Below are 14,120 nucleotides of genomic sequence, written 5' to 3'. Positions count from 1 at the left end.
TCAATCATGTTATTTGCATCCATTCCCGGCTTGGAAGAAACCAAGCAAAGGTTAATCACAGCGATCAAAAACAACCATTTAGCCCACGCCCTGTTGTTTCACGGGCCAGAGGGTTCAGCCAACCTGGGCATGGCCCTGGCCTTGGCCACCTATGTCAACTGCGAAAACAGGGGCGAGGAGGATGCCTGTGGGGAATGCGGCTCGTGCCAAAAAATGGCCAAGCTCATCCATCCGGATGTAGGTTTCACTTTCCCCGTACCCGGAAACCTCATCAGCGAGGGGGATGACGGCAATAAAAAGAAAGTGGACATCCTGTCACCATGGAGGACTTTTGCCCTAAACCAGCCCTATGGAAACATCCAGGACTGGAATTACCATAGTGCATTTGAAAACAAGCAGCTCAACATTTCCAAAGCCGCTGCCAAGCAGATCATCAAGACCCTTTCGCTGAAATCCTTTGAGGGCGGGTACAAGATCATGCTGATCTGGGCTCCGGAATACATGCACGTGACAGCGGCCAACGCTATTTTGAAAATACTGGAGGAACCAGCCGAAAAAACGCTATTCCTGATGGTGACCAGTCATCCGGAAAAACTTTTGACGACTATCCTTTCCCGCACCCAAAAGATATTGGTTAGGGCATTTAGGGATGAGGAGATAAAGGCCCACCTGACCAATTCAGGCATTGCCTCTTCGGAGGCTGCTGCCCAGATTGCCCCTTTGGCAGATGGCAGCATGAGGGAGGCCTACCTCCTGGCCGATCAAGTAGCCGATGAAAACACCTCCAAGTTCAGGAACTGGATGCGGAATTGTTTTTCGGTGGACATCAATGAGATCCTTTCCCAATCTGACATTTATGCAGCCTCGGATAAGGAGGCACAAAAGGCCTTATTGCTGACCGGGCTAAACGTATTGCGGGAAAGCTTGTTAAAAAGAAGTCAGCTGGACGATCTGATGAGAACGCCCCCGTCTGACCAGGATTTTATTGAGAATTTTTCATTAAAGGCCATGACGGAAAATAAAATCTTGGCCATCTACCAGCTTTTGAATGATGCACATTACCATTTGGAAAGAAATGCCAGTCCAAAAATCCTGATGACTGACCTTTCATTTTCTATTGCGAAGGTGCTGCGAAACAAAAATCTATGAAGCAAAAAAGAATCATCGGCAGAAGAGAAAAGATCACATTACCCAAATGGGGGCTAAACCTAATTTCGGCAAAAGTAGATACAGGAGCCTACACTAGTAGCATCCATAGTGAATATGCGGAGGAGAAAACCGTCAAAGGAAAAAAGGTGCTGGAATTCAGACTTTTGTCGCCAGGCCACATCAAATACACCGGGGAAACTTTCCAAACCAGCAACTACACCCAAAAGAAAGTAAAAAACTCTTTTGGACAAGCCGAGATTAGGTATAAAATCATCACAAAAGTGCTTATGTTTGGCGAAGAATTTGAAGCTGAATTCACCCTATCCGACCGGTCCAAAATGCGAAACGCAATCCTTATTGGGAGAAAAACCCTGAAGGGCCGGTTTTTGGTAGACGTGGATCAGGTCAACCTTTCTCATCATTTCAAAAAAACAACCCGATGAAAGTCGCCATATTATCCAGAAACAGTCACCTATATTCCACCAAGCGTCTTCAACAAGCCATTGTAGCAGCCGGACATGAAGCAGTTATTGTGGACCACTCCCTATGCGATCTTATCATCGAGCAGGAAGGTCCTTCCATTATTTACAAAGGCGAAAAACTTCACGGGATTGATGCCATTATTCCACGTATCGGGGCTTCTGTTACCTTTTATGGTACGGCGGTAGTGCGCCAGTTTGAGCTCATGGGGGTATTCTCAGCCGTAGAATCCCAGGCCATCGTGCGCAGCCGTGACAAGCTGAGAAGCTTACAGATCCTTTCCAAGGCAGGCCTGGGCATGCCCAAAACCGCTTTCACCAACTTTTCTAAAGGAGGCGAAAAACAGCTTATCGAGCACGTGGGCGGTGCTCCACTCATCATCAAACTTTTGGAAGGAACCCAAGGGCTGGGAGTTGTTCTTGCCGAAACGAAAAAAGCCGGACAGTCGGTAATTGAGGCTTTCCATGGACTAAAAGCAAGAATAATAGTCCAGGAATTCATTAAAGAAGCGAAGGGGGCAGATATTAGGGCATTCATTGTGAATGGCAAAGTGGTTGGCGCCATGAAGCGACAAGGGGCTGAGGGAGAATTCCGCTCAAACCTCCACCGTGGTGGAAAAGCAGAGGTGATCAAACTGTCCAAAGCAGAAAGACTAGCTGCGCTAGGTGCAGCCAAAGCCTTGGGACTTGACATTGCAGGTGTGGACATGCTGCAGTCAGCTCGAGGCCCCCTTATATTGGAGGTAAACAGCTCTCCGGGACTTGAGGGCATCGAGAAGGCCACCGGGATCAACATTGCAGGAAAAATCGTGGAATATATCGAGGATTCGGTGGGTAAAAAGAACAACAAAAGGAAAATCAAAGAATAATGCGAGCCGTAAGAATCGGAACCAGAGGCAGCAAATTGGCCCTATATCAGGCCTACCACATTGCTGACTTACTGAAAAACACTGGACTTGAGAGTGAAATTGTCATCATTGACACCAAAGGTGATCAGATCTTGGATGTTTCTATCGCCAAAATCGGCAGCAAAGGCGTTTTCACGGAAGAATTGGAGGACCAGCTTTCCAGCGGAAAAATCGACATCGCCGTTCACAGTGCCAAAGATATGCAGTCCTCATTGCCTGAAGGATTTGAGATTATCGCTTTTACCGAAAGGGAAAAAGTTAACGACATCATTTTAAGTCACAGTGCTGACATTGACTACAAGGACAGCTCCAAGCCACTGCTTTTGGGCACCAGTTCAACCAGACGGGTGGCGACATTGAAACATTATTATCCCCATATCAAAACTGTAGAAGTCAGAGGAAATCTTCAGACTAGAATCGCCAAAATGGAATCGGGAGTCTGTGATGCTTTGTTGTTGGCCTATGCCGGGGCACACCGTATGGAATATGACCACCTGATCCGCCATGAATTATCCTTGGATGAGTTTACCCCAGCAGTGGGCCAGGGAAGTATCGCGGTGGAAGCTGCCGACACCCTGGATAAGGAGATTAGGGAAAAAATCATTTTGGCTTGCCACCACGAAGAGACCGGTTACCGATTGAACGCCGAAAGAAGCTATTTAAGAGTACTTGAAGGCGGTTGCAGCATTCCTGTTTTTGCCCTTGCCGAGGTGGAAGGAGATGATGTGCAACTTAAAGGGGGGATTGTCAGCCTGGACGGCCAGGAAAGGATTATTCACCATGTATCAGGCCCTAAGAAGGAGGCTGACAGGCTGGGTAGAGAGCTTGCGGATGCTGTGCTCAATTCCGGTGGAGACCGCATCCTACGGGAAATCAAGGCTGAAATAAAGAAATAATGAGAAAAAATTTATTGTTTTTGGCCTTGTTGGGCCTTATGGTTGCTTCATGTGCCACTGAAAAGGATTATCTGGTCACCATCGAAACACGCCATGGTAACATGTACGCGGTTTTGTTTGACGACACCCCTAGACACAAGGAAAACTTCGTTTCCCTTGCGGAAAACCAGCGCTACGACTCCACCGAATTCCACCGCATAATCAAGAACTTTATGATTCAAGGTGGGGATGTATTTGGGAAAGAAGAGCTGCCTGAAGAGCAATGGTACACCATTCCAGCAGAGATCCACAAGCACCGCATACACTCCAAAGGTATGATTGCAGCGGCTAGGCAAGGGGACAACATCAATCCGGAAAGAAGATCCAGCGGAACCCAGTTTTATATCGTCCAAGGCAGGGTGTACGACCAGTTGGAGCTGACTACTGACTTGAAGCGTCTGCAGGAAAATTTCATGCGTTATACACAACTGGAAAGCAACCGTAACTTAAGAGAACAATACACCCAGCTGTATGAATTTGGAGATTTTAACGGGATCAACAAACTCATGCTATCCCACAAGGAAGAAATGGAAAGGTTCTTCAACACCAATTTGGACAAAAAACTGACCTCCCAGCAGATAGAAAAATACACCACAGTAGGTGGCACACCCCATTTGGATGATGCCTACACCGTATTCGGAAGAGTGGTGGAAGGCCTGGAGGTATTGGACAAAATTGCTGCTGAGCCCACTGGACCGGGTGACAAACCTAGGGAGCCGGTATTTATGAAGGTGAAAGTGGAAAAAATTTCGAAAGAGCGGATAACCCGGGATTATGGTTTTGAATACATTGACTAAAAAAGTCCTGGTAACAGGCGCAAATGGGCTATTAGGACAAAAACTGATAGCCCTTTTGCTTGCCCAAAACTATGTGGTTTTAGCTACAGGCAGAGGGGAAAGCAGGCTGCCTCAGGATTGGAACTGTCCCTACTCCTCCATGGAAGTGAGCGATCAGGAAGCTGTGTATGACGTTTTTGACAACTTCAAACCTGAGGTAGTGGTCCATGCAGCTGCCATGACACAGGCCGACCAGTGTGAGGAAGACCGGGTGGGGTGCCATTTGCAAAATGTCATCGGCACCAAAAACATTGTGGAAGCTTGCAAAGACCATGAGTGCCATCTTATCTTCCTTTCCACCGATTTTATTTTTGACGGAAAAAACGGTCCCTATTCCGAAAACGACAAACCAAACCCTGCAAACTATTACGGGCAGACCAAATTGGAAGGTGAAAAACTGACTCAAATGTCAGGGTTAAAGCTATGGTCAATTGTGAGAACGGTGCTTGTATACGGCACCATGCATCGTGGTAGCAGGTCTAACATCATCTTATGGGTGAAAGAAAACCTAGAAGCCAAAAAACCTATCAAAGTGGTATCAGACCAATGGAGGTCGCCTACTTTGGTCGAAGATCTATGCGGGGGCATTTTGGCCATCATCGAGAAAAAGGCCTCGGGAATCTTCAACATTTGTGGCCCGGACTTCCTAACCCCCTATGAAATGGCGTGTGTTACTGCTGATCATTTTCATTTGGATAAAAGCTATATGGAAAAAGTCAGCGGTGATACATTTACACAAACGGCAAAGCGGCCAGCAAAAACTGGATTAATCCTAGACAAGGCCCAAAAAGAATTGGATTATAGGCCGAAAAGTTTTGCAGAAGGAATTGGTATTTTAGCAAAACAACTTAAATTAGCCAATTCTTAAAAATCGACAATTTTAAAATAATACAAATTTTATAAACATTTATGGCAACGAGTACGGATACTCAAGGTAGGGGCCAATGGGGCTCTAGTTTTGGATTTATTATGGCAGCGGCCGGATCAGCAGTTGGATTGGGCAATATCTGGAGGTTTCCTTACATTACAGGTGAGAATGGTGGGGGAGCCTTTGTTTTTATGTACATCATCTGCGTTTTATTGATTGGCTTGCCTTTATTGCTCAATGAAATCGCATTAGGCAGAAAATCTGGCAAAAACCCGGTAGGCGCCATCCGTTCTACTGGGGGCAATAAATTCTGGCAAGCAGCCGGTGCCCTTTGTATCCTTGTTTGTTTCTGTGTACTCAGTTACTATTCCGTCATCGCAGGTTGGACTATTGGCTACATCTTTACGGAGCTTATCGATATTCCCGTAAATTTTGAGGAGTTTCAAGACACCCCCATGTATGTGGTGCCGCTTTGTTTCATGTTTCTTTTGATGACCATCGGAATTGTATTGGGAGGTATTTCGGGAGGTATCGAAAAGGCGGCTAAATTCCTTATGCCTGTCCTGTTCTTGATCATCCTTTTCATCGCTGGACGTGCAGTAACCCTTCCAGGCGCTAGCGAAGGCATCAGCTACTACCTTTCTCCAGACTTCTCTAAAATCAACGGCGAGGTCATCCTTGCCGCATTGGGTCAGGCGTTCTTTTCCATGTCAGTGGGTTGGGGGCTTATGATCACATATGGTTCCTATTTGCCTAAAAACAACAACATCATCCAGTCATCCGGTTGGATTGCAGGTATGGACAGTGGTGTGGCTCTTTTGGGTGGTTTGATGATTTTCCCGGCGCTATTCGCCCTTCTTCCTGGTAAGGATCCCGCAGCTGGGCCAGCTCTGGTATTTGAGGTATTGCCGGCGGTATTTGATGCCATGCCAGGCGGAAACTTTATCGGTGCTTTGTTCTTCCTTTTGCTTTTGGTAGCAGCGCTTACCTCTAGTATTTCCATGCTTGAAGTACCTGTTTCCTATTTCATTGATGAGAAAAAATGGTCTAGAAAGAAAGCCACTTGGGTGATTGGTATTGCCGCTATGGCCTTGTCCATCCCTTCAGCCCTTTCATCAATTGAAGGCAATTTCTTCCATGAAATGACTGTCAACTTCTTCGGGATCGTCAAGTCTGGATTCTTCGACATGATGGACTTCTTCTTTGGAACTTTGGCTGTAGTAGTGATCTGTTTGATGCTGGCCCTTTACACGGGCTGGGCGCAGAAGATCGAGCTTTACGCAAACGAACTTGCCATGGGATCTCCTATTTTCCAGGGATTTGCCAGAAAAGCATGGATCTTCTTCATCCGAATCGTTTGTCCTGTAGTGATCCTCCTTGTATTGTTGAACATGGTAGGTCTATTGGGAGAGCCAGGCGAAGGCGGGTGATCCGTATTAAAACTTTAAGGAAAAGGGAACTGGGAAACCGGTTCCCTTTCTTTTTTGGGTAAATTCCACTCCCTCCAATTTTTAAAATCCTTTTTTTAACATTTTCCGTTCAATCCATTTAAACTTTCAAGCACTCTTTTTGCTTTATTCGAAAATGGAAACTGGTCTATTAGCCACAACTAAGGACTTTAAAACCAACTACACTTAATTATTTGACACTAAAAAACTTTACAACATGAAAAAGTTATTAATTGCAGCATTTTGCCTTTTCTTTGCGGCGAGCACACAGGCGCAGGATTTTTCCATCGGACCAAAAGTCGGAGTAAGCCAAGGAAACATTAGTGTGAACGGAGATGGTTATTCATCTGGTTCCAATAGGCTAGGGTACCATCTGGGTGGTTTTGTAAGATTGGGAGGCAGATCCTTCTTTATTCAGCCTGAGGTGCTATACACCAACACTGGAGGGGAAATCGAGCAGACCTCTGGACCAGGGGGACCTGTGAGCTATGAGGCTACTTTCAACAGATTGGATGTACCGGTGATGCTTGGTTTGAAATTCGGCAATGTGTTCCGTGTGCAGGCCGGTCCGGTTGCTTCCTTCCTTCTTAGCTCGAGCTTTGATGGTAACGGGGTGGAGTATAACAACAACACCATAGGTTATCAAGCGGGTATAGGTCTGGACATAGCCAACCTTATCTTGGACTTGAAGTATGAAGGTCCATTGGGCAACACCAGCGACAGTGTGGCAGGTTTCCCAACCGACCAAAGGATGAACCAGCTGATCCTATCATTGGGTATCAGGTTGTTTTAAGATCTAAACATACAAAGCCTTCCCTAACCGGAAGGCTTTTTTTATGTATTGATAGATGAAAAACCCTATTTTTGGGTATGCTTTCCAAAAAGACCAAATATGCACTCCACGCCCTTACCCACTTAGGGCAGAAGGAAGAGAGGACCCCTGTCCAGATACAGGAAATTTCTGAAGCCTATGGCATCTCGCACAAATTCCTGGAAAACATCCTTCTAGAACTGAAAAAAGCCGGAATATTGGGAAGCAAAAAAGGCAAGGGAGGAGGATATTACCTTATCAAAGAACCCAAAGACATCCCCCTATCAAAAATTATCCGGCTGCTCGATGGCCCAATTGCGCTTGTACCCTGTGCCAGTCTCAATTATTATGAAACCTGTGTGGAATGCAAAGATGAGGCTACTTGCGGGATTCACAAGGTGATGATTAAGGTAAGAGACGAAATGCTTAAAACTCTGGATAACAAAAACTTAGAAGATATTTTAAAAGAGTAAAGAATTTTTTCCCCTACTTACCCTACTTTTTTTATAGGTTTTATATACTTTTGTCTTTCCACCTAGACATTGACCTATGATTTTGGACCAGCCCATAAAGAAATGGTTTGTAGATACCACCGGACAAGACAGCAACTTTAAAAGTTTTGTGAAGTCTGTCTCCTGGAGGACAGTGGGAACCATTGACACCATCGTCATTTCATACTTTGTCACCGGCCAAATCACCATGGCACTTTCCATTGGTTCAGTTGAGGTAGTAAGCAAAATTTTGCTCTATTATCTCCATGAAAGAGCATGGGAAAAGATGACTAAGGTGAAAGTAAAAGCATAACCACAACCGAAAGCCAAAGGAATATGAAAAGCACAGTAGCCAAACTCAATACCGCCCTTACAAGTCTTTCCCCAGGGGATGGACTGCGGGAGGTTGCCTCCCTTTTTCCCCAAGGTGTGGTGTTTTCGACTTCACTTGGCCAAGAAGATCAGGTGCTTACGCATTTAATTGCTAAAGGCAATCTGCCAATACATATTTTCACCCTGGATACGGGAAGGCTGTTTCCGGAGACTTTGGATCTACTGGCCCGTACAGAAGCTAAATATGGAAATAAGATCCAAGTATATTATCCGGAAAGCAGGGACCTGGAAAGCTTAGTGGCCCAACAAGGAATCAACGGCTTTTATGCCTCTCCGGAAAACAGGAAATCCTGTTGCTACGCCAGAAAAGTCGCCCCTTTAAAGCGGGCACTGAAAGGCCAGAAAGTTTGGGTAACAGGTTTGAGGGCTACCCAGAACCAAAACAGGGGTCAGATGAACAAGATCGAATGGGATGAAAGCAACCAGATCATCAAGTACAACCCTTTGCTTGACTGGTCTTTTGAGGAGGTGCTGACCTTTATTGAAGCACATAAAGTACCATATAACCCTTTGCACGACAAAGGCTTCATCAGCATTGGCTGCGCTCCCTGTACCAGAGCCATCGGCCCAGATGAAGATCCCAGAGCCGGAAGATGGTGGTGGGAGAGTTCCAGTAAAGAATGTGGATTACACACTAAATAATTTTGACCATGAGCAACATTTTGATACCGAATCCTAAAGAAGCAGAATCCATACATATCATCAGGGAGGTGGCCGCACAGTTTGAAAGACCGGTGCTGCTGTTTTCGGGAGGAAAAGATTCCATCACCTTGGTGAGGTTGGCTCAAAAGGCTTTTTATCCGGCAAGAATTCCTTTTCCGCTTTTGCATGTGGACACCGGCCATAATTTCCCTGAAACCATTGCATTCCGGGACCAGCTGGTGGAAGAATTGGGCCTTGAGCTTATAGTGAGAAAGGTTCAGGACAGCATTGACCAGGGAAAAGTTAGGGAGGAAAAGGGCAGATATTCCAGCCGTAACACCCTGCAGACCACTACCCTGCTGGATGCCATTGAGGAATTCAAGTTTGACGCTTGTATTGGTGGCGCCAGAAGGGACGAGGAAAAGGCAAGGGCAAAGGAGAGGATTTTCTCCGTAAGGGATGATTTCGGCCAATGGGACGAGAAAAACCAGCGCCCCGAACTCTTCGACATGCTCAACGGAAGGATCCACCAAGGCCAGAACGTGCGGGTGTTCCCAATTTCCAATTGGACAGAATTGGACGTTTGGGAATATATCAAAACAGAAAACATCAAGATTCCTTCCATCTATTTTGCCCATAAGAGGGAAATCTTCATCCGTGACGGCATGATCTGGACGGCCAATGAACATGTGTACCGTGAGCCGCACGAGGAAGTGCTTGAGGAGATGGTTCGGTTCAGGACTGTGGGAGACATGACCTGTACGGCAGCTGTACTTTCCACCGCCGACACATTGGAAACCGTGGTTGAGGAGATCAAATCTTCCACCATTTCCGAAAGAGGGGCTAGGATCGATGACAAACGATCTGAGGCAGCCATGGAAAACCGAAAGAAGGTCGGTTATTTCTAATCATCTCCCCCCCATAAAACCATTTAAAGCACAGGCTTTATCACTCAAATTGAACTCACTATGTCCGACAATAGAAAACTCATCAAAATAGCAACCGCAGGATCTGTGGACGATGGAAAAAGCACCTTGATCGGAAGGCTGCTCTACGACACCCGATCCCTGACCAATGACAAGCTTGAGGCAATCGAAAGAAATTCAAAGCAGAAAGGATTTGATTACCTGGACTTCTCCCTGGCCACCGACGGGCTGGTGGCCGAAAGGGAACAGGGCATCACCATTGATGTGGCGCATATCTATTTCTCCACCGAAAAGACAAATTATATCATTGCAGATACACCCGGCCATGTGGAGTATACCCGCAACATGGTGACCGGAGCAAGTACATCCCAAGTGGCCATCATCCTGGTGGACGCCAGAAAAGGGGTGATCGAGCAGACTTATAGACACTTTTTCATTAACAACCTGCTTCGGGTAAATCATGTCGTGGTAGCCATCAACAAAATGGACTTGGTGGATTTTGACGAAGACACTTACCTCAAGATCAAAGGGGATTTTGAAGCCCTGATCGATAAAAGCAATTACAGCTTCGAGCAGGTGACCTTTATTCCTGTCAGCGCACTGAAGGGTGACAATATTGCCGGCAAGTCGGAAAACATGCCCTGGTATGTGGGCAACACCTTATTGGATCACCTGGAGGTACTGGAGCCTCAGGATTTGGAGGAAAACACTGCCGCAAGATTTGCAGTCCAGTATGTAATAAGGCCCAAAACTGATCAATACCATGATTTCAGGGGCTTCTCAGGCAAATTACATGGAGGTCCTTTGGCGGTGGGCGATGAGGTGACGGTATTGCCCTCATTTACCAAAACCAGAATCAAATCCATACACTTCTTTGACCAGACCTATGAAGTGGCCCAGCCGGGGAGCTCCGTCACCATTACGCTGGAAAATGAGGTCAATGTGAGCAGAGGGGACATGTTGGTCAAATCAACTGAGTTGCCACAGTCGGCAAAGGAGCTTTCAGCAATCATTTGCCAAGTGAACCATACCTCCTTACAGGTGGGCAGCAAGCTTATCCTCCAACATGGCGTCAATAGCGTCCTTGCAAAAGTTCAGAGCATCGAACATCTCATCCAAACGGATTTCAGTGGAGAAATTCCAGCAGACAGACTCCAATTGAATGATATTGGCAAAGTTAATTTCAAATTGAGCAAACCCATCCATTACGATCCTTACGCGAAAAACAGGGACAACGGCGGCTTTATCCTCATCGATGAAGGCAGTCTGGACACCGTAAGTGTAGGGTTCATTCAATAAAAGAGGGTGGGAATCCATCCTCTTTTCATTAATAACAACCTATTAAACCACCACCATCATGCAAAGCTTTAGATCCGAACTGGAGAACCCTCTAGTTCAAAAAGATATTATTGAATTAGAAAAAAAGATAGCCCTCTTCAGAAACGGGGCCATTGATGAGGAAAAATTCCGAAGCCTTCGATTGGCTAGGGGAATCTACGGTCAGCGCCAACCGGGCGTGCAGATGATCAGGATCAAACTTCCCTACGGCAGGTCCACCTCCGAGCAGTTGAAGCGGATAGCTGACGTGGCCGACAAATATTCCACCGGCCGCCTCCACATCACCACCCGTCAGGACATCCAGATCCACTATGTAAGCCTGGACAGGACACCCGAACTATGGGCGGAACTCGAGCAGGACGATGTCACCATCCGAGAGGCCTGTGGCAATACCGTCCGGAATGTTACCGCCTCCGAGAAAGCCGGCGTGGATCCCAATGAGCCTTTTGATGTGACCCCATATGCCGATGCCACTTTCAAATATTTCCTGAGAAATCCCATCTGCCAGGAAATGGGCAGAAAGTTTAAAATGGCGTTTTCATCAAGTGATGAGGATACGGCCTTGAGCTATCTGCATGACCTGGGTTTTATCCCTAAAATCAAATCCATCGACGGCGTCAAAACAAGAGGTTTTAAAGTACTGCTAGGAGGCGGACTGGGTTCCCAACCAAGACATGCCGATGAGATCACTGACTTTCTGAAGGCTGATCAGTTGATCCCTTTTATTGAAGGAGTATTGAGGGTTTTTGACCGGCATGGTGAAAGGGCCAAGAGGATGAAGGCCCGGATGAAATATCTGATCAAGGATCTGGGTATAGAAACCTTTCTGGGGTTGGTAAAGGAAGAACAGAAAGCCTTGCCTTTTCAGGTCTATCCAATTGATTTTGCCTCCTATGAAGCATCCCGGAATTTGCCTTCCCCTGCCATTCCAGCAGTGGAAGAAAAGCTTGACCTTACCTTTGAAAAATGGAAATTGACCAACGTCCTTCCACAAAAGCAGGAAGGTTATGTCAGCATCGGAATCAAAGTAAAACTTGGAGATTTCTACACAGATAAGGCACGCCAATTGGCCGATCTGGTGAAAACCTATGCCAACAATGAACTCCGGTTTACTTTGAGGCAAAATATCCTAATTCGAGATGTCAAAGAGGAGCTGACCCCATATTTCTACCAAGAGCTGAAAAAATTGGGTTTTGTTGCCCACGGCTACAATTCCTTTGGAGATATCACCGCCTGCCCGGGTACGGACACCTGTAACTTGGGCATTGCCAGCAGTACAGGGATTTCCACCGTCCTCGAGGAGCTGATCCAGGAGGAGTACCCACAGTACCTTTCCAATCAGGATCTGACCATCAAAATCTCCGGCTGTATGAATGCCTGCGGGCAGCACAACATGGCCTCAATTGGCTTTCAGGGAATGTCTATTAAAGTAGGAAAATCCGTGGTGCCTGCGCTTCAGGTGTTGCTGGGAGGAAGGGTTTTGGGGGACGGCAAAGGTGTATTTGCCGACAAGGTCATCAAGATCCCGAGCAAAAGAGGCCCTCAGGCGCTAAGAGTTTTGCTGGATGACTTTGAGGCCAATGCCAATGGTTTTGCCTTCCCTGACTACTACGACCACCAGGGCCAGAAGTATTTCTACGATATTCTCAAGGATCTCTCTTCCACCGATGACATTCAGGATTCCGATTTTGTGGACTGGGGCAATGACCAGCCTTATGTCAAGGAAGTGGGGGTAGGCGAATGTGCCGGAGTTGTCATTGACTTGGTCGCCACCTTACTGCTGGAGGCAAGGGAAAAACTGGCCAACGCCGAGGAAGCCTTGGAAGAAGAAAGATGGTCGGACAGCATTTACCACTCCTATACCGGGATGATCAATGCGGCCAAGGCCTTATTGTTGTCAGTTGGCGAAAGCACAAATTCTTATGCGAATATCATTTCCAAATTTGAGGAAGCTTTCACCGAAACTTCCAAATTGGACTTGGGGAATTCTTTCAAAAGCATTGTTTATCAGATGAAGGAAAATGAGCCAACACTGGAATTTGCCAAGCAATATTTCACGGCTGCTATGGAGGTATTCGGATTGATCAATGAGTACAGAAGAGAGGAGGTAGTAAATGAGAAATAACATCAATCCAAAAGTAACATTGGTTGGCGCAGGACCAGGGGATCCGGAACTGATCACTTGGAAAGGAATCTTGGCCCTAAGCAAAGCTGATGTAATATTATACGACGCTTTAGTGGATAAAAGTCTCTTGAACCATGCTCCAAAAACCGCTATCAAGGTATATGTGGGGAAAAGGAACAAAGTAAAGGGTAACCCGCAGGAGGAGACCAACCACCTCTGTGTCTACCACGCAAAAAAACACGGACACGTGGTTCGCCTAAAAGGCGGGGATCCGTTTGTTTTTGGAAGAGGGTCCGAGGAGGTGGATTATATCCAAAGCTTTGGAGTAGCCACGGAAGTTATTCCCGGGATCACTTCAAGCGTGGCCGTACCGGCGGCGGCCGGCATTCCGGTCACCAAAAGGGGAGTCTCGGAAAGCTTCTGGGTCATTACTGGATCCACCACAGCAGGCAAACTCTCGCGGGACGTGGAACTGGCCGCCCAGTCGACAGCCACAGTGGTTGTACTGATGGGGATGGGCAAATTGCCTGAAATCGTCAAGCTTTTCAAAATGTCCGACCGCGCCTCCACTCCTATCGCCATCATTCAAAGCGGTACCACCAAGGAGGAAAAAATTGTGGCTGGAAACATTGAGGACATTGAAGAAAAGGCGACCCTTGCCGGAGTAGGAACACCTGCCATTATCATCATCGGAGAGGTAGTGAGAGAAAGCCCAAGGCTGATGGATGTGTACAGGGAGGCTGTTTATATTGACCACCACTAATATCCAAC

General features: G+C 46.6%; 15 protein-coding genes. All 15 read left to right on the top strand.

All coding sequences use genetic code 11. The features are described from left to right. Positions 1-6: 6 nt before the first annotated feature. The 15 genes from KI659_RS06725 to cobA all read left to right on the top strand — a co-directional run bounded on the left by KI659_RS06725 (position 7) and on the right by cobA (position 14,112). Positions 7-1,149: a DNA polymerase III subunit gene (locus tag KI659_RS06725; protein ID WP_213944592.1), complete on the top strand. Its 1,143-nt coding sequence runs from the start codon at positions 7-9 to the stop codon at positions 1,147-1,149. Then, positions 1,146-1,592, top strand: a complete 447-nt coding sequence (locus tag KI659_RS06720; RefSeq protein WP_213944591.1) for an ATP-dependent zinc protease family protein — start codon at positions 1,146-1,148, stop codon at positions 1,590-1,592. Before KI659_RS06725 ends, KI659_RS06720 begins: the two co-directional genes overlap by 4 nt. After that, positions 1,589-2,497 (top strand): 30S ribosomal protein S6--L-glutamate ligase, encoded by a 909-nt coding sequence (rimK, locus tag KI659_RS06715; protein ID WP_213944590.1) that lies wholly within the window; start codon positions 1,589-1,591, stop codon positions 2,495-2,497. Before KI659_RS06720 ends, rimK begins: the two co-directional genes overlap by 4 nt. Continuing rightward, entirely contained in the window at positions 2,497-3,432 is a 936-nt protein-coding gene (hemC, locus tag KI659_RS06710) for a hydroxymethylbilane synthase (protein ID WP_213944589.1), read from the top strand. The genes rimK and hemC overlap by 1 nt, the downstream gene beginning before the upstream one ends. Continuing rightward, entirely contained in the window at positions 3,432-4,268 is an 837-nt protein-coding gene (locus KI659_RS06705; RefSeq protein WP_213944588.1) for a peptidylprolyl isomerase, read from the top strand. The genes hemC and KI659_RS06705 overlap by 1 nt, the downstream gene beginning before the upstream one ends. Further along, positions 4,246-5,175: an SDR family oxidoreductase gene (locus KI659_RS06700; RefSeq protein ID WP_213944587.1), complete on the top strand. Its 930-nt coding sequence runs from the start codon at positions 4,246-4,248 to the stop codon at positions 5,173-5,175. Before KI659_RS06705 ends, KI659_RS06700 begins: the two co-directional genes overlap by 23 nt. 41 nt (positions 5,176-5,216) lie before the next feature. Next, on the top strand, positions 5,217-6,605 hold the full coding sequence (locus KI659_RS06695; protein ID WP_213944586.1) for a sodium-dependent transporter: 1,389 nt from the start codon (positions 5,217-5,219) through the stop codon (positions 6,603-6,605). A 235-nt stretch (positions 6,606-6,840) separates the two neighbouring features. Then, on the top strand, positions 6,841-7,416 hold the full coding sequence (locus KI659_RS06690) for a porin family protein (RefSeq protein WP_213944585.1): 576 nt from the start codon (positions 6,841-6,843) through the stop codon (positions 7,414-7,416). 77 nt (positions 7,417-7,493) lie between these two features. Then, positions 7,494-7,907 carry an RrF2 family transcriptional regulator gene (locus KI659_RS06685; RefSeq protein ID WP_213944584.1) on the top strand — a complete coding sequence of 138 codons (414 nt, stop codon included), beginning with the start codon at positions 7,494-7,496 and terminating at the stop codon, positions 7,905-7,907. Positions 7,908-7,983: 76 nt separating this feature from the next. Further along, entirely contained in the window at positions 7,984-8,238 is a 255-nt protein-coding gene (locus KI659_RS06680) for a DUF2061 domain-containing protein (RefSeq protein WP_213944583.1), read from the top strand. Next, complete coding sequence (locus tag KI659_RS06675; protein WP_317195935.1) at positions 8,235-8,960, top strand: phosphoadenylyl-sulfate reductase; 726 nt, start codon at positions 8,235-8,237, stop codon at positions 8,958-8,960. Before KI659_RS06680 ends, KI659_RS06675 begins: the two co-directional genes overlap by 4 nt. Positions 8,961-8,968: 8 nt before the next feature. Beyond that, on the top strand, positions 8,969-9,868 hold the full coding sequence (cysD, locus tag KI659_RS06670; protein ID WP_213944581.1) for a sulfate adenylyltransferase subunit CysD: 900 nt from the start codon (positions 8,969-8,971) through the stop codon (positions 9,866-9,868). A 60-nt stretch (positions 9,869-9,928) separates the two neighbouring features. After that, positions 9,929-11,185, top strand: a complete 1,257-nt coding sequence (locus KI659_RS06665; protein WP_213944580.1) for a sulfate adenylyltransferase subunit 1 — start codon at positions 9,929-9,931, stop codon at positions 11,183-11,185. A 58-nt stretch (positions 11,186-11,243) separates the two neighbouring features. Next, positions 11,244-13,349 (top strand): nitrite/sulfite reductase, encoded by a 2,106-nt coding sequence (locus tag KI659_RS06660; protein ID WP_213944579.1) that lies wholly within the window; start codon positions 11,244-11,246, stop codon positions 13,347-13,349. Next, positions 13,339-14,112 carry a uroporphyrinogen-III C-methyltransferase gene (gene cobA, locus KI659_RS06655; protein WP_213944578.1) on the top strand — a complete coding sequence of 258 codons (774 nt, stop codon included), beginning with the start codon at positions 13,339-13,341 and terminating at the stop codon, positions 14,110-14,112. The genes KI659_RS06660 and cobA overlap by 11 nt, the downstream gene beginning before the upstream one ends. The last annotated feature ends 8 nt before the right edge of the window (positions 14,113-14,120 follow it).

Origin of the sequence: Litoribacter ruber, assembly GCF_018449405.1 — a bacterium.
Taxonomy (GTDB): domain Bacteria; phylum Bacteroidota; class Bacteroidia; order Cytophagales; family Cyclobacteriaceae; genus Litoribacter; species Litoribacter ruber.
The sequence above is the reverse complement of the archived record's forward strand: the minus strand, read 5'-3'. Positions and strand labels throughout refer to the sequence as shown.